This is a genomic window from Maribellus mangrovi (assembly GCF_037646455.1).
In the GTDB taxonomy this organism is placed as follows: domain Bacteria; phylum Bacteroidota; class Bacteroidia; order Bacteroidales; family Prolixibacteraceae; genus Draconibacterium; species Draconibacterium mangrovi_A.
This window is the reverse complement of the sequence record NZ_JBBIXN010000001.1, coordinates 610582-635798: the sequence shown is the minus strand read 5'-3', so window position 1 is coordinate 635798 and position 25217 is coordinate 610582. Positions and strand designations below refer to the sequence as shown.

The 25217-nt window shown below is 41.9% G+C and carries 17 protein-coding genes; 9 read left to right on the top strand and 8 right to left on the bottom strand.

The features are described from left to right. The first annotated feature begins 47 nt into the window (after positions 1 to 47). Positions 48 to 2009, top strand: coding sequence for a tetratricopeptide repeat-containing sensor histidine kinase (locus WFY05_RS02355; protein WP_340111113.1), 1962 nt, complete (start codon positions 48 to 50; stop codon positions 2007 to 2009). 118 nt (positions 2010 to 2127) lie between these two features. On the opposite strand, the gene WFY05_RS02350 is transcribed toward WFY05_RS02355, so the two are convergent. Both WFY05_RS02350 and WFY05_RS02345 read right to left on the bottom strand, forming a co-directional pair. Further along, positions 2128 to 3609, bottom strand: a complete 1482-nt coding sequence (locus WFY05_RS02350) for an alpha-L-fucosidase (protein ID WP_340111112.1) — start codon at positions 3607 to 3609, stop codon at positions 2128 to 2130. Between the two features lie 27 nt (positions 3610 to 3636). Then, a complete protein-coding gene (locus WFY05_RS02345; RefSeq protein ID WP_340111111.1) occupies positions 3637 to 4269 on the bottom strand; it encodes a copper homeostasis protein CutC in 633 nt (210 codons plus the stop codon). Between the two features lie 167 nt (positions 4270 to 4436). Between WFY05_RS02345 and miaA the strand changes: the two genes are divergently transcribed. Next, entirely contained in the window at positions 4437 to 5354 is a 918-nt protein-coding gene (miaA, locus tag WFY05_RS02340) for a tRNA (adenosine(37)-N6)-dimethylallyltransferase MiaA (RefSeq protein WP_340111110.1), read from the top strand. 55 nt (positions 5355 to 5409) lie between these two features. Here miaA and WFY05_RS02335 read toward each other — a convergent pair whose 3' ends face one another. After that, positions 5410 to 7545: a glycoside hydrolase family 97 protein gene (locus tag WFY05_RS02335; RefSeq protein WP_340111109.1), complete on the bottom strand. Its 2136-nt coding sequence runs from the start codon at positions 7543 to 7545 to the stop codon at positions 5410 to 5412. Between the two features lie 231 nt (positions 7546 to 7776). Continuing rightward, the gene (locus WFY05_RS02330) at positions 7777 to 8511 is read right to left on the bottom strand and encodes an acyl-[acyl-carrier-protein] thioesterase (RefSeq protein WP_340111108.1); all 735 of its coding nucleotides are present in this window, start codon (positions 8509 to 8511) and stop codon (positions 7777 to 7779) included. 83 nt (positions 8512 to 8594) lie between these two features. Between WFY05_RS02330 and map the strand changes: the two genes are divergently transcribed. After that, on the top strand, positions 8595 to 9422 hold the full coding sequence (map, locus tag WFY05_RS02325; RefSeq protein ID WP_340111107.1) for a type I methionyl aminopeptidase: 828 nt from the start codon (positions 8595 to 8597) through the stop codon (positions 9420 to 9422). Positions 9423 to 9484: 62 nt separating this feature from the next. Here the strand turns inward: map and WFY05_RS02320 are convergent, their stop codons facing one another. After that, positions 9485 to 10006, bottom strand: coding sequence for a hypothetical protein (locus WFY05_RS02320; RefSeq protein ID WP_340111106.1), 522 nt, complete (start codon positions 10004 to 10006; stop codon positions 9485 to 9487). A 332-nt stretch (positions 10007 to 10338) separates the two neighbouring features. Here WFY05_RS02320 and WFY05_RS02315 point away from each other — a divergent pair, with 332 nt between their 5' ends. Then, entirely contained in the window at positions 10339 to 10722 is a 384-nt protein-coding gene (locus WFY05_RS02315) for a co-chaperone GroES (RefSeq protein WP_340111105.1), read from the top strand. 30 nt (positions 10723 to 10752) lie between these two features. On the opposite strand, the gene WFY05_RS02310 is transcribed toward WFY05_RS02315, so the two are convergent. Continuing rightward, positions 10753 to 11523, bottom strand: coding sequence for a patatin-like phospholipase family protein (locus WFY05_RS02310; RefSeq protein ID WP_340111104.1), 771 nt, complete (start codon positions 11521 to 11523; stop codon positions 10753 to 10755). Positions 11524 to 11576: 53 nt separating this feature from the next. Continuing rightward, positions 11577 to 13046: an aminotransferase class V-fold PLP-dependent enzyme gene (locus WFY05_RS02305; protein WP_340111103.1), complete on the bottom strand. Its 1470-nt coding sequence runs from the start codon at positions 13044 to 13046 to the stop codon at positions 11577 to 11579. Between the two features lie 446 nt (positions 13047 to 13492). On the opposite strand from WFY05_RS02305, the gene htpG reads away from it, so the two are divergent. Continuing rightward, on the top strand, positions 13493 to 15547 hold the full coding sequence (gene htpG, locus WFY05_RS02300; protein WP_340111102.1) for a molecular chaperone HtpG: 2055 nt from the start codon (positions 13493 to 13495) through the stop codon (positions 15545 to 15547). Positions 15548 to 15777: 230 nt separating this feature from the next. On the opposite strand, the gene WFY05_RS02295 is transcribed toward htpG, so the two are convergent. Then, positions 15778 to 16986, bottom strand: coding sequence for an NAD(P)-dependent oxidoreductase (locus WFY05_RS02295; RefSeq protein WP_340111101.1), 1209 nt, complete (start codon positions 16984 to 16986; stop codon positions 15778 to 15780). Between the two features lie 198 nt (positions 16987 to 17184). Between WFY05_RS02295 and WFY05_RS02290 the strand changes: the two genes are divergently transcribed. The 4 genes from WFY05_RS02290 (at position 17185) to WFY05_RS02275 (ending at position 25212) form a co-directional block, all read left to right on the top strand. After that, the gene (locus WFY05_RS02290; RefSeq protein ID WP_340111100.1) at positions 17185 to 19089 is read left to right on the top strand and encodes a sulfatase family protein; all 1905 of its coding nucleotides are present in this window, start codon (positions 17185 to 17187) and stop codon (positions 19087 to 19089) included. An 82-nt stretch (positions 19090 to 19171) separates the two neighbouring features. Further along, positions 19172 to 20398, top strand: a complete 1227-nt coding sequence (locus tag WFY05_RS02285; protein WP_340111099.1) for an alpha/beta hydrolase fold domain-containing protein — start codon at positions 19172 to 19174, stop codon at positions 20396 to 20398. Between the two features lie 140 nt (positions 20399 to 20538). Further along, a complete protein-coding gene (locus WFY05_RS02280; protein WP_340111098.1) occupies positions 20539 to 22902 on the top strand; it encodes an ammonia-forming cytochrome c nitrite reductase subunit c552 in 2364 nt (787 codons plus the stop codon). A 114-nt stretch (positions 22903 to 23016) separates the two neighbouring features. Continuing rightward, positions 23017 to 25212, top strand: a complete 2196-nt coding sequence (locus WFY05_RS02275; RefSeq protein ID WP_340111097.1) for an alpha-galactosidase — start codon at positions 23017 to 23019, stop codon at positions 25210 to 25212. Positions 25213 to 25217 lie beyond the last annotated feature (5 nt).

Sequence of the window (25217 nt, the reverse complement as noted above, 5' to 3'; positions counted from 1 at the left end):
CACCTGCTCGTATTTTTTCTATCTTTGGCGCAAATCGACAATAGGAAATGGCCCGATTAAAGTTGTACATTCTATCGTTTGTAATGTGTCTGCTCACGCTGGTTGTCGAGGGACAAAATGACCTGTCAAACAGCGATCCGGAACTGGAATCACTGTCGAATGCAGAACAGGTGCATGCGCTGTCGGAGTGGTGCTGGCAAAATCGTGAAAAACAATCGGATAAAGCCATTAAGTACGGATTGAAAGCCATAGAACTGGCGAAAAGTGAAGGGATGAGTAAAGAGCTGGGTGTGCTCTATAATTATGTTGGCGCTATTCATCAGCACTACAAAGACGATATTCACACGGCCATTGATTATTACAATTTAGGCCTACCCATTATTCTTCAGCACGACGATTCGGTTGAGCTGGCTTACGTTTATAACAACCTGGGAGATGCATTTTATCGCATCGGTAACGTATCGCTGGCTCAGGATTATGCGCAACGCTCGAACGAAATTTTTAATCAAATTCAGAACAAAAGAGGAATAGCGTACAGCTACGTGAATATGGGTTATTTTAATCGTTTGCAACAGGATTACACCACTGCGATGGATTATTTTAAAAAGGCCATCCAGTTGAGGGAATCGATTAACGATACGGTTGGTATTGCTTCAGCGAACCTGGAAGTAGCGCGAACTTTATTCTTGATGGAGAAAACAGATTCGGCAATGCATTATTTCAGGAACTCGCTTGAAGACCACCGTAAACTTGGGAATAAAAGTTACATGGCTTATTCCCTGGTAGGAATGGGAGACGTGTTCTTAAGAAAAAATCAGAACGATTCGGCTTATATATATTTCACTGAAGGATTAAGGCTCGCTCGGGAACGAAAAAACAGGTCGGCGCAAATCGACTGTCAGTTGGGGATTGCAAATGTACTGGTAAACAAAGGAATGCTGGACGAATATGAAGCCATGTTAACCGATGCCATGGACGTGGCACGGGAGTCGGAGATCACCGCTAATATTCTAAAAGTCTATAAGGCCAGGGGCGAGTTTTACTACCATCATAACGATTATAAAAAAGCTTCCGAATTTTATCGCAATTACCTGGCTGCCTATGATTCGTTGTATCAGGCATCGCAATTTCAAACCTTAACCGAAATTAAAGATCGTTTTCATATTGCCGAGCAATTAAATGAACTGAATGAAGACCTCGAGGACCGGCAAAAAACACAGATTTTCGCGATTGTGTTTATCGTGGTTCTTTTCGTGTTTTCGGTTATTCTGATCTATCGGAATAAAAAAATTGCCAATTTGAGCAATGAGTTGGCGGAATCAAATCGGGCAAAGGATAAGATCTTTTCGATTATTTCGCACGATCTTGTCAGTCCGTTTCATGTATTGCTTGGCGGCAGTGAATTGCTGGCCGAAAGTTTGGAAGAGGAGGACCTTGAAGGTGCCCGGAGCAGCGCCGCTTTGATTCAGCAGACCTCGGAAGAAGCCTATCGTTTTATTTCGAACCTGCTGGCGTGGTCTCGTTCTCAAAGAAAAAGCCTCAAACTCAACCGCGAAGAGTTTGAAATATCGCCACTGATAGAAAGCGTTAAAAATATGTTCCTGAACCAGGCAAAACTGAAGAACATAAAAATCAATTTTAAGGCAGCCAAAGAGTTGAAGGTTTCTGCCGATAGAAACCTGCTGCAGATTGTATTGGTAAACCTCGTGAACAACGCCATTAAATTTACAGGAGATAACGGAAACATAGTTTTATCGGTATCGGAAAATAAAAAACGGATCAAGGTTTCGGTTAAAGATGATGGCATTGGAATAGCTCCCGATCGTCTCAATCAGCTTTTTGCCGGCGATAACAACAACAGTACACCGGGTACAAACCTGGAAAAAGGTACAGGATTGGGATTAATGTTGTGCAAAGAATTTGTGGAGTTGCATGGAGGCGAAATTAATGTGAACAGCACCGAAGGAAAAGGATCTGAATTTTGGTTTACCATTCCGGTGAACCGTTAAGTTGCTGATCGAAATTTTTAAGAAAACCGTTTCTCCGGCAAAGTCTTGTTCCGACTAACAAAAAAGAACCACCCGTACGGAACGAGTGGCCCTTCAGATTTCAAACTAATCTATGATATTATTCTGTAACTTCTGAAATTTTAACTACCCAGGCCAAATCACAAGGCAGGTTAGTTCTTAATTTTTCAGGAACCGAAACTTCTATTCCTTCATCGGTGTTTTTCCATTTCAGGTTTCCTTCGCTGCCAAGCATTGTAAGTTTTGCATTTTTTGCCGCCTTAACTTCTTTAACAGTAAAAGATTTTGGCAGTCCCGAACCGTCTTCCTGTTCGAGGTAAATGGCGTATACTGCCTTGGTATCTTTTTGCTGAGTGAGGCAAACATTCTCGCTTTTGAAAGGTGCAATCGCACGGGTTGAATAAATGGCTTCACCGTTAACATCAATCCATTTTCCCATGGCTTCAAGCAGTTTATAAGCATCTTCGGGCCAGGTTCCATCGGGAGCAGGGCCAATGTTGTACAGTAAATTTCCTCCTTTAGCCACAATGTCAACCAACATGTGGATGGCTTGTTTTGGGCTCATGTATTGCGGATTGGGAACCCATGCCCAGCCACCTCCGGCAATAATACACGATTCCCAGGGGTAAGGCAATTGTGCTTCAGGCACTTTATTCTCGGGTGTGAGGTAATTTTGGTTCGGTCCCCGAACGGCACGGTCAACCACAATTAGCCCGGGTTGTTTTTCACGCGCTTTGGCTGCCAATTCATCCATTCTAATGTCCTGATTGACAATACGGTTTTTGATAAATCCGGATTCTGTTTCTCTCAGTTTACGCGGATATGCTTCGGGAAATATTTCAGGATCTTTTTTAGACACCCAGCCACCATCGAGCCACAGAATATCAATTTTACCGTAATCAGTCATCAGTTCCATGATCTGGTTGTGTGTGAATTCGACAAATTTTTCCCATTTTTCAGGATAAAGTGACGGATCGTAATTTACATTACGATCGAACGGAGGAAATTTAGGATCCCAATAGTAAGGACTGTTCCAGTCGGGTTTTGAAAAATAAGCACCTGCCCAAAGTCCTTCTTCTCTAAAAGCGTCAAAAATTTCTTTGGTTACGTTGGCTTTCGGATTTACACTAAACGGACAATCCTCAGAAGTAATCTTATAATCGGTGTATTTACTGTCCCACATGCAAAAACCGTCATGGTGTTTGGTGGTAAAAACCACGTATTTCATTCCTGCGTTTTTAGCGGCTGTTGCCCATTTGTCAGGATTGAAATTCACCGGATTAAAAGAAAGTTTCAGGTTTTCATATTCTTTTTTATACGTGAAATAATCGTCTGGATTACTGCCTTTTTTGCGTTCACACCAGCCGTAATCTTCGGGGCAAATCGACCACGATTCAACAATTCCCCACTGGCTGTAAGCACCCCAGTGCATCAGCAATCCGAACTTTAGATCCTGCCAGTCTTCCAGTTTTTGTAACACTTTTTCATCTGTAGGCCACACGTAATCTGTAATTTCGTGTTCCAGCTGTGCTTTAGCTATAAAAGCAAAAAGAATGGGTAAAATAAATATCAGTTTTCTCATTTTAACTATGTTTATTGATGTATTATTCTATTGGTTTTCAGTTAAGTCTCCAACAATTCTGCGTCCGTGTAATTCTTTGGCACCGGTTTTTTGCTGAATGTCGATGATGTTCGAATCCAATACATTTCCCGCCACCAGAATAATGATTTGTTCTCCTGCTTCCCGGATCATTTGTTTTATCGTCTCCTGTCCCTCGAGTGCGGTTGCCTGCCCGCCCGAAGTAAGTATTCGTTTTATTCCCGGAATTTGTTTCAATGCGCGCACTCCTTCCACCGGATCTTCGAGTTCATCGATGGCTTTGTGGAAAGTTACGGGCAAGGGATGTGCATATTCGGCCAGTAAACGGGTGTTGGACTCGTCGATGCGCTTGTCGGCAGTTAGCAGACCTAAAACAACACCTGCAGCGTTTGTTGCCTTGGCTTTATCGATCGCTGTTTTCATGGCTTCTATTTCATCGGTTGTATGCACAAAATTTCCTGCACGCGGCCTGATCATCACCATCACCGGAATTTTCAACTCTGCACAAGCTTTTTGAAGCAAGTCATCCGATGGTGTTAAACCGTCGTTAGCCAGATCAGAACATAATTCGATGCGGTTGGCACCCAATTCCTGTGCTCTTTTGGCTTCTTCAATCGATTCTACACAAGCTTCTTTGATCATTTGTTTTTCGTTTAAAACTGAATTTCAAAGATAATTCATTTTGTATTTATTTTATAAAATATTGATAAATTATCAAATATTTTAAAAAGTATTACGGCCAATATTAATCCCCGAAATCCGTGAAGAAGCCATATTTTATTTATTATTTTGTAAAAAAATAGATGGCTTTGAAATACAATCTGCTTACTATACTCGGACCGACGGCAACAGGTAAAACAGGACTGGCTGCTCATGTAGCCTCAAAAATAGATGGTGAAATTATTTCGGCTGATTCACGTCAGGTGTATCGCGGAATGGATTTGGGAACCGGAAAAGATTACGAGGATTATTTTGTAAATGGCGTTGAGGTCCCATCGCATTTGGTTGATATTGAAGATGCTGGTGTTCATTACAATGTTTACAGGTTCCAAACCGATTTTATATATGTGTTTCAGCAGATTCAGCATCGTAAAAATTTTCCTGTATTGTGTGGTGGAAGCGGTTTGTACCTTGAAGCAGTTCTGAGAAATTACCGACTGATAGAAGTTCCGCCCAACAAGGAGTTGCGCAATGAATTGAAAGGAAAATCGCTGGAAGAACTTACCGAAATTCTGAAAGCAATGAAACCGAAACTTCATAATCATTCCGATGTGGAAACTTACCGTCGCGCTATTCGGGCCATCGAGATTGAGAAATATTATGCTGAGCATCAGCAGGAAGATTCCGAAATGCCGGAAATAGAAAGTCTGAATATTGGAATTGATTTCGACCGGGAGATGCGACGTCAACGAATTACAAAGCGCCTGAAACAACGTTTGGAAGAAGGCATGCTTGATGAGGTTCAGCGCTTGCTCGATTCGGGTTTGACACCGGAGCAATTGATTTATTACGGGCTGGAATACAAATTCCTGACGCTTCATCTGATTGGGGAATTGAGTTATGACGAAATGTTTTCAAAGCTAGAAATTGCAATTCATCAGTTTGCCAAGCGCCAGATGACCTGGTTTCGGGGTATGGAAAAGCGGGGGACTAAAATTCACTGGGTGAACGGACATCTGCCCATGGAAGAAAAAGTGGATGAGATCATTTGTTTGCTGAACGAATAGAGATCCGGTCATTATCAGATTACCCAAATAAAAACCGGATCTTTATTTTTTTTGCCTAAAGCTTTTTCAAGCCTTTTAATTCTTCTTTATTCTTTGCTTTTATAATACTGATGGCATAACCACCACCCGGAGCACAAGTCTGTTTTAATTTCGATTTGCTGTTCACTACAACTTTTCTGATTTCGTAAGCTTTGGGATTTGTTTTGTAGTGAGCGTCTTTCGCATCAGCATAAATAGTCGCAATGTAGTTGGCTTCCGAATCCAGAAAGTAAAAACTGATCTCCGAAGTTCTTTTTTCTTCGTCGTTTGTTCGGCCAACAAACCAGTTATCGCTTCCCTTCTCTTTTCGTGCAAAAGTAATGTAGTCGCCGGGTTCAGCCTCTAGTACCAGTGTTTCTTCCCAATCCATAGCTACGTCTTTTATAAATTGAAAAGCGTCGAGGTGTTTGCCGTAGGTTTCGGGCAGATCGGCAGCCATTTGTAATGGGCTGTACATGGTTACATACAAAGCGAGCTGGCGTGCAATGGTAGTATTTACGTGCGAATTGTTGTCGGGATTGTATTGACTCACATCCGGCTCAAAAATACCCGGTGTGTAATCCATTGGTCCGCCAAGCAAACGGGTAAATGGCAGGATGGTAGTATGGTCGGGATTGTTACCACCAAAAGCTTCGTATTCCGTTCCGCGAGCCGATTCATTACCGATCAGATTTGGGTAGGTGCGGCAAAGTCCTGTTGGTCGGACAGCTTCGTGTGCATTCACCATTATTTTGTTTTCGGCAGCTTTTTTTACAGCGTACAAATAGTGGTTCACCATCCACTGTCCGTAATGGTACTCGCCCCGTGGAATAATGTCGCCTACATAACCGCTTTTTACTGAATTATAGCCGTTATCCACCATAAACTGGTACGCTGTATCCAGGTGACGTTCGTAATTTCTCACCGATCCTGAAGTCTCGTGATGCATCATCAGTTTTATATTCTTGCTTTTGGCGTAAGCGTGCAATTCTTTCACATCGAAATCGGGGTAGGGTGTTACAAAATCAAAAACATAGTCTTTCGATTTATCGAACCAGTCTTCCCAGCCTTCATTCCAACCTTCCACTAAGACGGCATCGAAACCGTGTTTGGAAGCAAAATCGATGTAATCTTTTACATGCTGCGTATTGGCAGCGTGGGTACCGTTGGGAGTGGTTTCTGAATAATCGGTTTCACCAAGTTTTACGCTTGGGAGGTTGGTATACGACCAGCTGCTTTTTCCCGTAATCATTTCCCACCAAACACCAATATATTTTATCGGTTTAATCCAGTCGGTGGTTTCGTAAACACATGGTTCGTTCAAATTTAAAGTGATGTGGGAAAGTAAGATTTCGCCTGCATTTTTACTTGCAATAACCGTTCTCCAGGGCGTTATGCAGGGTGCCTGCATGTATGCCATGTTTCCCACTGCATCGGGTGTTAAAACCGATTCAAAGACCATATTTTCGTCATCCAGCTCAAGATGCAAGCAGGAGTACTCCTGGAGTGCTGCTTCATGAAGATTGATGTAATAACCATCGTCGGTTTTCATCATTAGCGCTGTCTGAACTGCCGTACCCGAAATTGGTGTTTGCGACGCATTTGGAGTAACGGCACTTTCCATTAAGCCTTGTATTTCCGAAAGTTTGGAAGTGGTATAATTGTACTCTTGTGTATCGTAGTCGCCGGGGATCCAAAAAGCAGTGTGATCGCCGGCCATGGCAAATTGGGTGTGTTCGTTTTTCACTACAAAATAGATCAGATTATCTTGTTCGGGAAACTCATAACGGAACCCAAGTCCGTCATCAAAAACTCGAAAACGCAGGATCATTTTCCGTTGTGTGCTTGCCTGGTTTAAGGTGACTTCGAGTTCGTTGTAATGATTTCGAATGGTGCTGCTTTCGCCCCAAACAGGTGTCCAGGTTTCATCGAAAGAAGTGAAATTGGTCGTTTCAAGCGAAAAACCGTCCATTAATTCTTCAGCGTCCTTTAACTCCAATCCCAGCTTACTGGGTTTTATGATTGGATGACCTTCAAGGTTGAGCTGGTAAACAGGTATTCCGTTTTCAACATTAAATTGTAAGGTCATTTTGCCGTTGGGAGAACTAAGTTCTTCGGCATAAGCGGTTGGAAATAAAAGAACCGCCAATAGAATTGATATTATTTGTTTCATCTGAAAAAGTTTTATTGGCCTGAATGTGATATGCTACTCAGAAAAAGCTACAGTTAAATCTGAATTACTTTACGAGAAGTTGCAGGCAAATGTTTGTGTAAATAATTTAAGATAAGACATTTGAAAAAATGCAAACGTTTGTGATCGCGTCATTTTTTTTAATGTTCTTTAATTATTTGTAAGAAGAGATGCAGTACAAATAATTTTTGTTGACCGGAAACGGTATGGAATTCAGTTGCGTGTCTCCCAAATCAGGCGGGCTCTGATAAGATCGGCCCCATCGCTTTTGCGAACAACACTGCAAATATGGTTATTTTTATCGAGAAACTGTTTTTTTACCCAAAGATTGTCGGCAGGTACACCTTCTTTTACAAAATTGATCTCCAGTTCCTTCAATTCAAAATCTTCATGAAATCCGAAGTCGTAACTGTCGATAATCCGCTCGAGGTATCGGCCTGAATTAAAATGCTGGTTGACATCAATCTCGTTAAAAAGAACTGGAGAAAACGCAGCTGTTTCATCCGATTTTGGTGGCTTAACTTTTCCTGCAAAATCTTCAAAAACGCGTTCATCGTGAAACGGAAAATCCCTGAAATCTTCGAAGCGAAGGATCCGTTTGGTTTTAGCATCAAGGATCAACCAACTGGTTGTAGCTTTAATAATGTGCTTGCCATTTTCATCGATAAAACGAATATCGCGGTGTGCCAGGAACCCGTCCGATCCGGTTGGCCAGGTTTCTATCGTAAATTTCTCACCCCAGGTTGGACGCCGGTCAATTTTTATCAGCATGCGCGATAACACCCAGAATTGCTCTTCTTCTTGCAGGTTGTCGAAGCCAACTCCCAGCATTTCGGCATGTTCCCATGCAATGTCCTGAATCTGCCAGAACAGATAGGAGGTGGAGAGCTTTCCAAAACGATTTACAAAATATGATTTTGTCGAAATTTCCTGACGATGTACATTCATAAAACCAACGGTACATTATTAAAAAAACGGCAGAGCATATTCGATCCGTCTGCTAAACATTTCTGCAAATTTATTGTTCGGTTTTGAAAATCGCTCACAAATGTTCAATTTTGCGCGAAGAATTAAAGTATATGGGAAAGATAGTAATAAAAACACCGGAACAAATCGAAGGAATTCGCAAGAGTGCTAAACTGGCAGCTCAAACGCTCGATTACGCTGAACAGTTTGTTAAAGCCGGTGTGAATACTGAATTTATCGACGACAAGATTGATGAGTTTATTCTTTCTCATGGAGCGGTGGCAGCAACAAAAGGTTACAACGGCTATCCCAAATCGAGTTGTATTTCGCTCAATGAAGTGATTTGTCACGGAATACCTTCGAAATCAACAGTTTTAAAAGAAGGCGATATTTTGAATATTGACATTACTACCATTCTTGATGGATATTATGGCGATACTTCACGTATGTTTACGGTGGGAGAGATCTCAGATGAAGCCGACATGTTGATCGAGACGACTCTGCATTGCCTTGATCTGGGGATTGAACAGGTAAAACCGGGTAATCGTTTTGGAAACATTGGTTTTGTAATTAATCGTTATGCCAAGGCCAAAGGATACAGTGTCGTTTACGAATTTTGCGGTCATGGTGTAGGCATCGAATTTCACGAAGAACCACAGGTTGATCATGCTTCACGACGTAACTCGGGACCGGAAATGCGACCGGGAATGATCTTTACCATCGAACCCATGATCAACCAGGGAAAATCCAAAGCTGTAATCGATAAGCACGACGGTTGGACAGCCCGTACGATCGATAAACGACTTTCGGCGCAATTCGAACATACCATTTTGGTTACTGAAACAGGTTACGAAGTACTTACTGATATTCACGACGAATACGAGATTACTTAAAACGAAAAACCGCCACCCATCAATTGACGAGTAGCGGTTGCAACATTGACTATTATTCGTAATCAGATATTCCAGGTTTTTGCGCTGGTCATCCAGGGCTCCAGCTGAAGTTCAGCGTCTTTTTCGATTTCTACTTCAACCGTGCGAACTCCAAAGTAATTGGTGTCAGTCATCCAGTCTTCAAGTTCCAGTGTTTCGTCAGCTTCAATGCTGAACCATGCTGCAACACCTGTGAAAAGATTTTCATTCATCATCCAATCTTCCAACTCAAGGTTGCTTTCCATTTCTGTTTCATAGTTTAAACCCATTCCGAAGTAACTTTCGTTTACCATCCAATCTTCTAAATTCAGGTCTGCATCGCTTTCTTCTTCGTAATAGAATGTAGCGTCAGTAGTCCCGGTTGTTGCTGCTGTAACAGTGCTTGCATCGTCAACCATTACCATTGCTATTTGGTGGAAGCTGCTGTTGCTTAAAACACTTTTCCAGAATTCCTGAGCCTGAACTGTGATGCTGATAAGAACGAAACTGAAAATTACTGCCAGGGTTTTTGTGATTGCTTTCTGAACATTGTTTGTTGTTTTCATGACTTTTTGCCTCCGTTTTTTGTTTTGCTTGTTTTCTTGCTTTTTTGTTTTTGTTTTCTTGTTTCTGTTATTAAGACGATTCGTTTTTTAATTCGTTACAGATTTTTAGAACTTTTTTTTGGCTTGTACTTTTTTTTGCCTTGAACATTGTATTGCAAATATATAAATAAAAACTAATACTATGCAATGCAAAGTAGTATATATTTTTAAAATAATTTTGCAATAAATCATAAATAGCAGAAAAAGAGGTGTTTAGATGACTTAAGGGTTTTATTTCTTTTTGAATATTTTTTTCTAAAATTCTATATTTGCAGAAAAATGAAGTAAAAAATATGTCGTTAATTATTGAAGAAAAAGATTTGGAGAAGTTTATTATGGTTGGCGATCGTGTTCTTGTAAAACCAAAAAATCCGTCGGGGAAGACAAAATCGGGACTTTTTTTGCCACCAACTGTTCAGGAAAAAGAATCCATACAAAGCGGCTACATTGTTAAAGTGGGGCCCGGGTACCCAATTCCGGCAGTAAGCGAAGAAGACGAGGTGTGGAAAGACAAGAAGGAAGAAGTGAAATATGTACCGCTGCAAACGCACATTGGCGATCTGGCCATCTACCTGAATAAGAGTGGCCATGAAATCGAATTCAATAACGAAAAATACATCATCCTGCCGCACTCAGCAATTTTGATGATCATTCGCGACGAAAACCTGTTCGAATAAATATTCACTATAGATTATAGAGAAGCTGTTTCAGGTATTTGGAATGGCTTTCTTTTTTATCACTTCCATTGTTGTTTTGTAGCCCAATTCATAGAGTTCATCGGCGTGCTTTCGCATTAAAATGTCGTATTTGTCAATGCCTTTTGGTTCAATGTAAAAGGTAGCCTTCTCTTCCACCTGTTTGCTTTTCACATTCACACTCATATAAAGGGTTCGTGCTGCAATCTGCACCAGGTTTTTAAGGTTGGCTCTCGGATTTATCGGGCTGATGTTCGAAACGATCACGTTCTCACAATCATTTGCGATAGGCTCTACCGGGATATTATCCATAAGGCCGCCATCGACATACAAATACCCATCCATCGAAACCGGTGCAAATAAAATGGGAATGGATGAAGAAGCCAGAACCGTTTTTCCCAGTGGACCTTTGTTTTTATATTCAACCGTTCCCTTATTAAGGTTTGAAACACAAATGTGGAAGGGGATATCAAGGTCTTCAATTTTTGTAACGCCAATTTCTTTCTCGATGATTTCTTTTACACCGTCTAACTTGAGTAAGCCATCAACGGGTAAATGAATTTTTGTGTACTGAAAAAACCAACCTTTTTTAAAGGTTTGCAATACATCGTGAGGTGAAATACCCGCGGCGATAAAGGCACCAACGATGGCGCCGGCACTTACGCCCGAAATTACATCGGGCCGGATGCCCAGCTCTTGCAAGGCCGAAATCACACCCAAATGGGCAAAACCGCGCGTTCCGCCACCACTTAGTACGAGTCCGTTTTTGTATTTATAAGCCATATAAACAAAGTTAATGTTATAAGGGGAATAGAGAGGTGCAGTACCGCAAGAAATTATTCCAGGCTAAACCACTGATTCAGTAGCTCCGTATCTTCCTTTTGATCTTTGTGCCTGAATTCGTTTTTACGAGTTACGTACACATATTCTTGTTGGTAAACGCCAATGTTTGAAACAAGGTCGTTCAAGGCTTCAATCATCAGGTCAACTTCGGCATCCGTCATTGTTGGATGCAGCGACCAACGCACCCAGCCCGGTTTTTCCGACAGATCGCCATGATTTATTTTATTGGTAATCTCTTCCGACTGCTCGTGTGATACCTCCAGTAAGAAGTGTCCGTAGGTTCCTGCACAGGCACAACCTCCACGTGTCTGGATCCCGTATTTGTCGTTCAGTAAACGAACAAGCAAGTTGTAATGAATTCCTTCGACATAAAAAGAGATAACCCCCAAACGATCGCGAACATTGTCGGCCAGAATATTTAGACCCGGGATTTTATCGAGGCCGGCAAAAGCCCGTTCCAGCATTTCTTCTTCACGCCGGCGAATGTTCTCTACACCCATCTGGTCCTTGAGCTCGAAACAAAGCGCAGTTCTTATTGATTGTAAGAATCCGGGAGTTCCGCCATCTTCGCGCACTTCAATATCATCAACATATTTATACTTTCCCCAGGGATTGGTCCAGTCAACCGTACCTCCACCGGGATTATCCGGCACCTCGTTTTTATACATCGAGGCATCGAATACTATTACGCCCGATGAGCCTGGTCCGCCGAGAAATTTATGTGGTGAAAACATGACTGCATCCAGTTTTTCCATCGGATTTTCAGGATGCATGTTAATATCGTCGTAAGGTGCAGAGGCCGCAAAATCGATAAAACAAACGCCACCATACTCGTGCATTATTTTTGCCATTTCGTAATAGGGTGTGCGCACACCGGTTACGTTCGAACAGGCAGTGAATGAACCAATTTTAAAAGTACGGTCCTTGTATTTTTCAAGTGCTTCTCTGAGTTTATCTGTATCAATAAGCAATCCTTCTCCGGGTTCTACTACCACAACATCGGCACTGGTTTCGTACCACGATGTCTGGTTCGAATGATGCTCCATGTGGGTCAAAAAAACCACAGGACGCTCGCGTTCAGCAATACAGTTTTTCCCCGAGACTTTTCCACAGTATTTTAATCCGAGAATACGTTGAAATTTGTTGATCACTGCAGTCATACCAAATCCTGCAGTGATGATCACATCTTCGGGTCCGGCGTTTACATGCTGTTTTATGAGTTGGTGCGACCGGTGATAGGCATGTGTCATACGAATACCCGTTTCGCTGGTTTCGGTATGGGTATTTCCAACAAAAGGTCCAATCTCGTTGCTGATCCGATTTTCAATAGGACCATATAAGCGACCACTGGCAATCCAGTCTCCATATACAATCTTTTTAGTTCCGAATGGGGTGTCAAATTGTTGGTCGATGCCAACAATATTTTTCCTGAATTTTTCGAAGTACTTTTCCAGACTGCTCATTTGCTTTTTTCTTAAAGACGCAAAATAAGCGACTTTGGGTGAAATAAATATAGGGTAAAAGTCATAAAATTCGTGTGACGTAGATTACATTTTTTATGATCGAACTGATTTTCTTTCTTTTAACCGGTCATCGAAATTCATTAATTCAGGTCATTCATTTTCAAACTGATCGCCATTTTACGCAGAAAAATAATTGGTAGCATTTTCATATTTAGCATAGGATGCTCGGTTTCCCATTATCCTCCCCGACGCAGACAGATGTGGTTTTAACAAGTATAATGATAAAACCAAATCCATTTTAAAAACCACTTGGATCAAAAAAACAAAAAAACAATTTGTCGGAATTAGAAGGTCAACTGCTGTCAAATCGTCATAAAAATTGAATGGCACAAGGTTTGATTTTATGGCGGCATAAAATTGAATTGAAATAATTAAAATCATACAAAATGCAGACAGGAAAAATTGGAGTAACCAGTGAGAATCTTTTTCCGATTATTAAAAAGTTTCTCTATTCTGACCACGACATTTTTTTAAGAGAGATTGTATCAAACGCTGTTGATGCGACACAAAAACTAAAAACGCTGGCCTCAAAAGGGGAATACAAAGGCGAAGTGAATGATGCCAAAGTTACTGTAAAACTCGACAAAGACGCGGGTACAATTACAGTATCTGATAGTGGTATTGGTATGACCGGCGACGAGGTGGAAAAATACATTAACCAGATCGCTTTTTCTGGTGCCAACGAATTCCTCGATAAATACAAGGACGATGCGAATGCCATTATAGGTCATTTTGGGCTTGGTTTTTACAGTTCGTTCATGGTTTCCGAGAAGGTGGAAGTGATCACCAAATCGTACAAAGAAGATGCTCAGGCTGTAAAATGGAGTTGTAACGGCTCACCTGAATATTCACTCGATGAAGTGGAAAAAGAGGATGTGGGAACTGATATTGTAATGTACATCAGCGACGAGGAAAAAGGATTTTTGGAAGATTCAAAAATTTCAGAGATCCTCGATAAATATTGTAAGTTCCTGCCTATTCCGGTGATTTACGGAAAGAAAAAAGACTGGAAAGACGGCCAGCAGGTAGATACCGAAGAGGACAACCAGGTGAATGATGTTGCTCCGGCATGGACCAAAACTCCGGCTGATTTGAAAGATGAGGACTACAAGAATTTCTATCGTCAGTTGTACCCGATGTCGGATGATCCTTTGTTCAACATTCACCTGAATGTGGATTACCCGTTCAACCTGACCGGAATTTTATACTTCCCAAAAATCAAAAACAACTTCGAAGTTCAAAAGAACAAGATTCAATTGTACAGTAACCAGGTTTTTGTTACCGATTCAGTTGAAGGTATCGTTCCCGAGTTTTTGACTTTGTTGCACGGTGTTATCGATTCGCCCGATATTCCGCTGAACGTATCACGTTCGTACCTGCAAAGCGATTCGAATGTGAAGAAGATCAGCAGCCATATTAATAAAAAAGTGGCCGACCGTTTGAGTCAGATCTACAAGGACAATCGTGAAGATTTTGAAAGTAAATGGGACGATCTGAAGATTTTTATCGAGTACGGTATGCTTACCGAAGATAAATTTTATGACCGGGCCATGAATTTCTTCCTGCTGAAAAATACAGAAAGCAATTATTTCACCTGGGAAGAATACGAAAAGCTGGTGAAAGAAAATCAGACAGACAAAGAAAACAACACCATATACCTGTACACCACTAACGTTGAAGAGCAGTTCACTTTTGTGGAAGAAGCTAAAAACAAAGGCTACGATGTATTGATTTTGGACGATGTTCTGGCTCCGCACCTCATTAACAAATTCGAGCAAAAATATACCGACAAACGCTTTGTACGAGTCGATTCGGATGTGGTGGAGAACCTGATCAAAAAGGAAGACGATAAAAAAGAAGAATGGAGTTGGGAGCAAAAACAAGAGCTCTCTCCGGTATTCCAGGCCGTTTGCCCGGAGAATAAAGACTTCCAGTTTATTGTCGATTTTCAGGATCTGGGAGAAAATGGTTCGCCAATGGTTATTACCCGTAATGAATTTATGCGCCGCATGAAAGATATGAGTGCCGCACAGGGTGGTATGAACATGTATGGCGATATGCCTGAATCGCTAAGTATGGTGGTTAATACCTCGCATCCTTTGGTGAAGAAAGTGGTAGATGCACGCGATAAAAAACTGGGTAAAAAACTTGAAGATTTTGGCGGCCAGATAAAAGCTAAAAAAGAAGAAATTGCCGGATTGGAGAAAGCTAAGGAAGGTAAAAAAGAAGAGGAAGTTCCACAAGCCGACAAGGAAAAGCTGGACGGTTTAAACTCGGAATTGGCCAAGTTGGAAGAGCAAAAAAGAGAGAAATTGACCGACTTTGGTAAAAAGAATAAGTTGGCTAAACAAATGGTCGATCTTGCATTGCTGGCCAACGGAATGCTGAAAGGAGCCGATCTCGATAAATTTGTTAAACGAAGTGTAGAACTGATAAAATAAATCGTGTAAAACGATTATTGGTCAAGGGAGAGTAAGTAGCGCCTGTTTATCCGTCATTTGACGGATGGATCGGCGTTTGTTTTTTTAGGATTTTTAGGTTTGAAGAATGAATAAATATCTACATGTAAGATAGAAAAATTGCTAAATTGAAAAATTGTCAAAGTGAATATTCCTCGGGAGAAGCTGTACTGAGATTGCCACTATATAATGGTCAACAACAAATCACTTCATCACTTCCCGTTTGCAAAATCCTGTAAATACAAAAAGGGTTCAGTAAGTTTGCCGTCCTTTGTAATGCTGGCGCCTTCAATAATTGCATCTTTATCCTTAATAAACAAGCTCGGGAATACCTTATCAATAAGGTTTCGCCCAAAATCAAGCGAGGCATCTTTTGGAAGTTCGCAGGGTAAATTGTCAACTGCCTGAACAGAAACATTTTTCGGATTCGAAAATGCGTCTTCCAGATCACCACTTTGCGGATTGTAATCATAAAATGGATCATCGATAGTCGAGGCCTTTTTTGTCGATGGAATCGAGCCTTCAATATCGCAGGTGATATCCGAAATAACACTTATCCTAAAATCAGGATCTTTCATTTCTTCGGAAGTGAAAAGTACCGGTGCTTTCGGGTCCCAGTACGCGGAGGCAATGAGTAAGTCGGTAGCTTCTGCAAACGGATGAAACGAATTCTCGTACATTTCAGGATGATTGAAAAAGTGCATCAGATCGAATGCTTCGCCATCAGTTCTTTTAGCGTAATTATTTGGAAGCAATTGTACATAAATCGCTGATTCCGGCTCTGTTTCATTCAGGAAACCTTCGGGCGTAACCCGCATGACTTTTAAATGTTCGAGTACTTCAAGCACTCCGCCTGCCACCCGGCCATCGCCTGTAACAGCAATTTTTACCGGTGGGAGATTTACATTCTCCAGGTGGTGGAGCATTTCGGCCAGATCGGCACATTGGTGTGCCGGTTTCAATTCGTAAAGCACGTTCTTCAATCCAAAAGCCCGTAGTCCGTTATATGCACCCACTAAACCGGCAAAACGCCCAAATCCTATAATTCGAAATCCGTCCTTGTTTGTCAAAACCTCATAGTCGACCAGTTGAATTTTCTTCTCCAAAACCGTTTGTAACAACTTGCGGTTGTATTCCTGTTTCTTGATGGTATGCGAAAAGAAGAAGTAGATTTTCCCGGGAATAAAGTCTTCAATCCGAACTTCTTTAACGCCCAAAAGTACATCGCAGTCGCTAAGGTCTTCCTGAAGTGGAATATCCAGAGCCGCATATTCATCGTCTGTAAAACTTCTGATCGGACTGGGCTGAACAACAACTGTTACTTCTGGAAATGTGCGCATCACTTCTACACATTGTTCCGGTGTTAAAGGCACGCGTTTGTCGGGTGGCGTTTTCCCTTCTCTGAGAATTCCTACTTTCATCTGACTCAAATCGTAAATTTCTTAATGCGTTCTGATCTCATGCTTTTTTGATGAGCTCAAAAATTTGAGCTAATTTAAGCAATTCAAATTTATTACGAGACAGAAGAAACATTGGTTATGCTTTTTGTTTATCACCAAGTTTTTTTCAACTCGATTGCATAATATCTAAACCTGAAATTGACTAAAACTGAAGATAAAATGAAACTGAATCTAAACGGCGTAATCCAAAGATCGGGGATATACATTTTTACTTTTTTGTGGTTATTTGGCGTAGTTTCCTGTAATAATAATCCCGGAAAACCTGTTGATCTTCCGAACATTTTAATGATTACATCGGAAGACAACAGTGCTTATTTTCTGGGATGCTACGGCAACGAATTGGCCACAACACCCAACCTCGACAAACTGGCTGCCGAAGGTTTTATGTACACCCGCGCTTTTGCCAACTGTCCGGTTTGCGCTCCTGCCCGAAATACCATTTTAACGGGTGTATATGCTGCTTCCAACGGTAACGAACAAATGCGAAGTAAATATGCCAAATCTGATGTGGTAAAAACCTATCCCGAGTATTTTCGCGAAGCCGGTTATTATTGCACGAACAATGTAAAAACCGACTACAATTATGCGGGCGACTGGAATGCGATTTGGGACGATTGCAGCCGAAGCGCCACTTATAAAAACCGGCAGCCCGGGCAACCTTTTTTTGCGGTGTTCAGCAATTTTACCACACACGAAAGTCAAATTCATAAACAGATTCCAACAGCAGATCTGAAGCACGATCCTGATAAAATTGAGATTGCTCCGTACCATCCCGATTTGCCTGTTATTCGTCACGATTGGGCACAATATTACGACCTGAATGAAAAAATGGATGCAGAGGTTGGCGTGATATTAAAGGAACTGGAAGAAAGCGGTGACGCAGAAAATACCGTTGTTATCTATTATGGTGACCACGGTGGTGTTTTGGCACGCAGCAAACGATTTGTGTATGAAACCGGAACCCGTGTGCCTTTTATCATCCGGATTCCGGAAAAATTCAAGTATTTGTTTCCGGCCGAAAAACCCGGTGAACCTGTTGATCGCATCGTTAGTTTTGTCGATCTGCTGCCCACTTTTTTGAGTATGGCGGGGATAGAAATTCCAGATTATGTGCAAGGCAATGCTTTCCTGGGTGAACAAAAAACCGATGATCCCGAATGCGCTTTTCTCACCCGTCAAAGGATGGATGAGCGTTACGACATGGTGCGTGCGGTTCGCGATAAAAAACACCGTTACATCAGAAATTATATGCCTTTCAGAATAACCATGCAACATCTGGATTATCTTTTTAAAGCTCCGTCGGCACAGGCATGGGAAGATGCATTTAAAGCCGGCCTTACCAACAAAGTGCAAAGCAGGGCTTTTCTTGAAAAACCACTGGAAGAATTGTACGACGTAGAGAATGATCCCTGGGAAATCAATAACCTGGCCGGTGATTCTGAGTATGCTGAAGTTTTAGAACGAATGCGCACAGTAGAAACCGAATGGATGCGCGACGTGCGCGATGTGGGATTAATTCCCGAAACTGAATACGCCTATTTTGCAGGTGAGGGTTCACTCTATGATTACATGCGATCGGATGATTGTCCGTTTGAGGAAGTATTGGAAGCAGCTCAACGTGCGACAAGTCAGAAAGGAGATATTGATTATTTTGTGCAAAATCTTCAAAACGATAACCGGGCGATTCGTTACTGGGGTGCCGTTGGTTTATTGATCCATCGCGACGTGGCCGAACCGGCTCTTGATGCGCTAAAGGTGGCTGTGAATGATCCATCGGGCGCAGTGGCTACCCTGGCGGCTGAAACCTTGTTCAGATTAAATGAGAAGGATTTGGCTATTTCGTGTTACGAACGCATACTGGCCGATACATTAAATTATTCCCCGATGGATCGGTGTTTTGCGCTAAACAGTGTGGATGCTGTAAATGCTTCAACGCCGCATTTACAAAGTTTGACGATTCAGCTCTTTCAACAAAATAGCTTAAAAGAAAATGAATTTGTTAATGCTTACGATACCCGAATTTCAAAAGTATTGCTCAGAAAATGGGAAATTATTGATGAGTAAAAAAGTCTTAGTGTAGATGTAACACGAGATTAAAATCAATTGTTATTTTTGGAAGAATCAAAACCAATAGAAATTAATACTCATGAAATTTAGAAATATTGTTGGTTTACTTTTGCTGTTGCTCGCTACAGGAACTGCTTTTTCACAAACCATGTACACTGTAACACTTGACAAAGTAACTAACGGAAAAATAAAAGTTGAACCGGCCATTCCAGCTGATGGGAAGGTTGCAGAGGGTTCAGTGTTAACGGTAACTGCAACACCTGATAAAGGTTTTACCCTCGATGCCGGCTATTATTCGGTAAAAGGAATGTGGGGAGCCATGTATCACGAATCGATGAAATCGCCTTTCAAAGTTGTTGTCGATCAGGATAAGCATATTGGAGCTTCTTTTCTTGAAAAATCAGAGGTCGATCACATTAAAGTTACACAGAACATTGTATATGCTCAACCGGGAGTTAAACCTTTAAAATATGATGTTTTCTCGCCCAAAGGTGCGAAGAACCTGCCATGTATTGTAATTATTCATGGCGGAGGCTGGGCTTCCAATTCTGAAGACATTATGCGAGGTATGGCACGCGAACTCACCAAAGATGGTAAGTATGTCGTTTTTAGCATTGATTATCGTTGGTCGCGTAAACTGGATGGCGACGAGGTGGGAAACACCATGGCCGATTTGATTGAAGATGTGTTTGGTGCCATTGCGCACATTATGGAACATGCTGCTGAATACGGTGGCGATCCAACTCGAATTGCAGTTACCGGCGACAGTGCCGGTGGACATCTTTCTGCCGTGGCCGGTACAATGCCCAACAAAATTGGAGACGGTGGTTTTGGTAAAACTCCGGGAGTATTCGAATTTATGCCTTCTTACCTGCCCAAAGGCAAATCGGTGGAACAGGTACGAGAAGAAATGATGACGGCAATTCAAGCTGCTGCTCCGAGTTACGGCGTGTTTGGAGGCAATTTGCTAAATCATTATTCTGAAGACCCAAAAGCCGATGACACCTGGAAAGAAGGTATTGCTCCCTTGAGCAACATTCCTGAAGCCGAAGATCGGGAAATTCCGCATTACCTGACACGAGGTACGATGGACTTTCTTATTAAAGACGAGGCGGTAAAAGAATATGTTGATGCGCTTGTAGAAGCCGGGCAGCGGGTTGAATACGTGCAGGTTGGTGGTGCCGGTCATGCCTTTTTCGATTGGAAACCCGATGAAGCTACCAAGGCCACTTTTAAGAAATACGGCGTTTATTACATAAACGAAATGGAAGCCTTTTTTAATTCCATTTTTTATCCTGAAAATTAAGTAATTACCCTGAAATATAAGCCAGCTTATCCAAATAAGAGTAAGCTGTTTTGATTGGGTATAAATTGCTGGCACGCGTTGTGGTTCAAGATATAAATGCTAATTTGCATTCATTATTCAACGCGAAAATTGGCCGACACATGATGAATTTCAAATTCAGTCCGATATTTTTTCTTGCCCTTCTTCTGCTGACTTTTTCGTGCAAACAGCGGGGGAATAACTCCGGTGATGAGTCTGAATTTACAGGATCGAAAAGTTGTATGGAATGCCATCAGAAATTTTACGATCTGTGGTCGCCGTCGTATCACGCTCAGGCCATGATGCCCATAAATGCCGAGTTCATGAAAAAGCATCAGTTGCCCGACAGCAAACCGATCGATGTTGAAGGTAATCAGTTTCAGGTTGAGTTTAAAGATTCGAGCATGGTAATGTACGAGCGAAATGGAAATGAGCTGGTAGCAAAATACGATGTAATCTGGGCGATGGGCGGACACAATGTTTATTGCTTTTTAACGCCCTTCGAAAAAGGGAGGCTTCAGAACATTCCGCTGGCTTATGATGCCAACCGGGAAAGGTGGTTTAACTATCCCGAAGCCGGTATTCGTCATTTTGGCGATGATTATCCCGACGATGAAGCCCTGCCCTGGAAAGATGATCAGTTCGCGTTTAATACCGGATGTTACAGTTGCCATATCAGTCAGTTGAGTACCAATTTCGATTTAGAGACTGACACTTACCATACTACCTGGAAAGAACCCGGGATAAACTGCGAAACCTGTCACGGCCCTGCCGGGAAGCATGTTGAAATCTTTAAAAATCTCAAGGAAGGACAGAAAGCTAAAGAGCTTGGATTGATAAGTACTTCGGTATTTACACAGCAACAGCATACCGATGCCTGTAGTCCTTGTCATGCAAAAATGCAACCCATAACTCCGAGTTATATGCCGGGCGATAGTTTTTTTGATAATTACAACCTGACTACACTCGAAGATCGAGACTTTTATCCCGACGGGCGCGACCTGGGTGAAAACTATACACTCACAGATTGGATGTTAAATCCCTGTGTTGAAAACAGTGAATTGCATTGTGTTTCGTGTCATACTTCAAGTGGCCGCGATCGCTACAAAGACGATCCCAGTCAGGCGTGTTTGAAATGTCATGGCAAACGCAATGATGACCTGGCCGAACACACCGGACATCCGGCTTCAGCCGGACTTACATGTCTGAGTTGCCACATGCCCAAACGCGAATTTGTAGGGCATTTTCTGCGAAGCGATCATTCATTCCGTCCTCCAATGCCCGAGGCTACCATTAAATTTGGTTCGCCCAATGCCTGCAACCAGTGCCACAAAGATAAATCGCCGGAGTGGGCGAATAAAATCGTAAAAGCACGTCCGAATGGTGATTACCAGGAAGAAACTTTGAAATGGGCACAGCTCATTGAAGAGGCCCGTGAAGGGGAATGGAAAAATATCGATAAGATGTTTGCATTGATTCGCAATCCGAAAACCGATGATGTTGTAGCTAATTCAATAATTCGATTATTGAATAATTATCCCGATACATCAAAGACAGAAGTGCTGATTGATGCCCTGAACAATAAATCGGAACTGGTACGCTCGTCGGCAGCCTATGCTTTGGGTGGAATTCTTACAGTTAAGGTCAAAGACGCTCTTTTAACAGCTTGTCAGGATGACATTCGTTTGGTTCGAATACAGGCTGCAAATGCTATTTTAACCTTCCCTGAAGATGATTTTACTGCTGAGCAAAAAACGATTATAGCAGGTGCCGAAAAGGAATATGTAACCTCAATGACATCGCGGCCGGATAACTGGAGTAACCATTATAACCTGGGACTCTATCATCAAAATAAAGGTGACGCACAATCGGCGTTAAATGCCTACGAAACTGCGGCCAGGTTGTATCCCGAGTCAGTATTGCCGCTGATAAACAGTAGTGTGCTTTATTCGTACATTGGGAATCCGGGAAAAGCAGAGGAAAATCTAAAGAAAGTGTTGGATTACCAACCCGATAATGAAGCAGCTAACCTGAACCTTGGACTTCTATTGGCAGAACAGGGACGAATGGATGAGGCAGAAAAAGCTTTAAAGGCTGCCCTTGAGGCCAATCCCGAAGAGCAACCGGTTGCTGCGAAAAACTTAAGTGTGATTGTTGGCCAAAAAGGCGATTTTTACGGTGCCGTAAAGTATGCTGAGCTGGCCTTAAAATCTCGGCCCGACAATCCTGAATATGCTTACACTCTGGCTTTTTACCAGTTGCAGAACGGACAGAAATCTAAAGCTGTTGGTACTTTGAAAAAAGTTATTGAATCAAATCCTCTTTATCTCGATGCCCGACAATTTTTGGCAGATATCTATCTTCGCGACGGTAACACGAACATGGCCATTAAAGTGTATCAGGACGCATTAGAAATTGAAGGAATATCCGAACAGAATAAAGCGGCTTTGCAGCAGGTTATTGCAACGCTTCAACAAAATTTATAACGACAAGGGGCAATTCTAACTCATTTAGATTTCATTCTTTTTAGCTGTTTAAGTACTTTTTAACAGAAGTATTCTTTCCTATCTTTGTATAAACAAACTAACAAATCTAATACTATGAAAAGAATACTATTCATTCTGATCTGTTCAGTGATCGCTGCAGGTCTGCAGGCGCAGGATGTGATCATCCCGATCTTCACCAATGATAACCTGATGTTGCTCCAAACTTCGCGTGATGGACGCCTGAATACGGTGTATTTTGGCGAACCTCTAAAAAATGAATCTGAATACAAAGAGGTTGCGAGGCGATATAATTTTCGGGATAACAATGCCGGAATTTATAACGCGACATACACAACCGCGGGCACCTGGAATCTGGTTGAACCCGCCATTGAAGTTTTGCAATCCGACGGAAATACTTCGCTCGAATTAAAATATGTAAGTCATACGCAGGAAAAGACTGATGACAATGCAACACTAACTATTATAAAACTGGAAGATGCATTGTATCAATTCAGCGTAAAATTATTCTACAAAACCTGGACGGATTTGAACGTGATCGAGCAGTGGACCGAAATAGAACACAGTCAGAGTGAAGCGGTAGTTTTGAAAAAGTTCGCGTCGGCCAATCTGTTTTTTGCCGGTAACGATTTTTACCTTACCACTTACGGAAGTGCATGGGCCAGGGAGATGCAACGGAATGAGGAAAAACTTACCCGAGGCATCAAATCCATCGATACCAAACTCGGAACACGTGCTTACCTTTTGCAATCTCCTAATTTTATTATTTCGTTTGATAACAAAGCAGCCGAGAATACTGGATCTGTTGTTCTGGGACAGTTAGCCTGGAGTTCCAATTTCCGTTATGTTTTTGAGATCGATTCGTACGAAAACCTTCGTTTTATTGCCGGAATAAATCCTTTTGCTTCGGAATATACTTTGCAGCCCGGAGAAACATTTAAAACGCCATCGCTGGTGTATGTGGTTTCTCATAACGGTACAGGTGAAGCCAGTCGCAATCTGCATCGTTGGGCAAGAGATTATCGTGTATTGGATGGAAACGGCGAGCGTTTAACTTTGCTGAACAATTGGGAAGCTACCTATTTCGATTTCGACGAAGATAAAATCACTTCCCTTTTTAAAGATGCTAAAGAACTGGGAGTTGACTTGTTTTTGCTCGACGATGGCTGGTTTGCCAACAAATACCCCAGAAATAGCGACAATGCCGGATTGGGCGACTGGGAAGAGAACAAGAAAAAACTCCCGAACGGGATTGGTCATTTAGTTTCGGAAGCGACGAAAGAAGGAATCAAATTTGGCATTTGGATTGAGCCTGAAATGGTGAATCCAAAAAGTGAATTGTACGAAAATCATCTGGACTGGGTGATACGGCAGCCGGAGCGCCCCGAGAAGTATTTCAGAAATCAACTGGTACTCGATCTTTCAAATCCCGAAGTACAGGATTTTGTGTTTGGAATCGTTGATAAACTCTTCACCGACAGTCCGGAATTGGCCTTTATTAAATGGGATTGCAACTCGGTAATTTACAATGCGCATTCGGCCTATCTCGAGAGAGAGAACATACCGCAAACGCATTTGTACATTGAATATACAAAGGGTTTATACAATGTGATGGAACGCGTGAGGGAGAAATACCCTGATGTTCCGATCATGTTGTGTTCGGGTGGTGGTGGCCGTGGCGATTACGAGTTGTTTAAATACTTCACTGAATTTTGGCCCAGCGACGACACTGATCCGCTGGAACGTGTTTATATGCAGTGGAATTATTCTTATTTCTTCCCGTCGATTGTAACCGACTGTCATGTAACCGACTGGAGCGATCTGCCACTGAAATACCGTGTGGATGTGGCCAGTATGGGCAAGCTCGGATTCGATATTGTGGCGCATGAACTCAGTGAGAACGATATGCAGTTTGCCAAAGAAGCAGTTCAGAATTACGATGCGTTTAAAGATGTAGTATGGCATGGCGATATGTACAGGTTGGTAGATCCATATAAAAACGATTTTGCTGCGTTGATGTATGTGAATGATAATAAAAGTCGTGCTGTGGTTTTTAATTATTTGGTGAACTTCCGATACATGCTGACAGCATCCATACTACCGGTTAAGTTTGCCGGTCTCGACAGCGATAAAAAATATGCCTTAAAAGAGTTGAATGTGTATCCTGGACATCGATCGTGGATCGATTCGGAGAAGACCTATTCAGGCGATTTCCTGATGAATGTCGGGATTAATCCAAACATTAATCTGCGAAATATGAGTGTTATTTTAGAGGTTAATGAGGTAAAATAGAACAT

What these genes read in the sequence shown, in the direction of transcription:
- WFY05_RS02355 (WP_340111113.1), top strand. Translation starts at nt 48, where the DNA reads ATGGCCCGATTAAAGTTGTACATTCTATCGTTTGTAATGTGTCTGCTC.
- WFY05_RS02305 (WP_340111103.1), bottom strand. Translation starts at nt 13,046, where the DNA reads ATGAGCAGTCTGGAAAAGTACTTCGAAAAATTCAGGAAAAATATTGTT.
- WFY05_RS02280 (WP_340111098.1), top strand. Translation starts at nt 20,539, where the DNA reads ATGATGAATTTCAAATTCAGTCCGATATTTTTTCTTGCCCTTCTTCTG.
- htpG (WP_340111102.1), top strand. Translation starts at nt 13,493, where the DNA reads ATGCAGACAGGAAAAATTGGAGTAACCAGTGAGAATCTTTTTCCGATT.
- WFY05_RS02275 (WP_340111097.1), top strand. Translation starts at nt 23,017, where the DNA reads ATGAAAAGAATACTATTCATTCTGATCTGTTCAGTGATCGCTGCAGGT.
- WFY05_RS02295 (WP_340111101.1), bottom strand. Translation starts at nt 16,986, where the DNA reads ATGAAAGTAGGAATTCTCAGAGAAGGGAAAACGCCACCCGACAAACGC.
- WFY05_RS02350 (WP_340111112.1), bottom strand. Translation starts at nt 3,609, where the DNA reads ATGAGAAAACTGATATTTATTTTACCCATTCTTTTTGCTTTTATAGCT.
- WFY05_RS02345 (WP_340111111.1), bottom strand. Translation starts at nt 4,269, where the DNA reads ATGATCAAAGAAGCTTGTGTAGAATCGATTGAAGAAGCCAAAAGAGCA.
- WFY05_RS02320 (WP_340111106.1), bottom strand. Translation starts at nt 10,006, where the DNA reads ATGAAAACAACAAACAATGTTCAGAAAGCAATCACAAAAACCCTGGCA.
- WFY05_RS02335 (WP_340111109.1), bottom strand. Translation starts at nt 7,545, where the DNA reads ATGAAACAAATAATATCAATTCTATTGGCGGTTCTTTTATTTCCAACC.
- WFY05_RS02315 (WP_340111105.1), top strand. Translation starts at nt 10,339, where the DNA reads ATGTCGTTAATTATTGAAGAAAAAGATTTGGAGAAGTTTATTATGGTT.
- WFY05_RS02330 (WP_340111108.1), bottom strand. Translation starts at nt 8,511, where the DNA reads ATGAATGTACATCGTCAGGAAATTTCGACAAAATCATATTTTGTAAAT.
- WFY05_RS02290 (WP_340111100.1), top strand. Translation starts at nt 17,185, where the DNA reads ATGAAACTGAATCTAAACGGCGTAATCCAAAGATCGGGGATATACATT.
- WFY05_RS02285 (WP_340111099.1), top strand. Translation starts at nt 19,172, where the DNA reads ATGAAATTTAGAAATATTGTTGGTTTACTTTTGCTGTTGCTCGCTACA.
- WFY05_RS02310 (WP_340111104.1), bottom strand. Translation starts at nt 11,523, where the DNA reads ATGGCTTATAAATACAAAAACGGACTCGTACTAAGTGGTGGCGGAACG.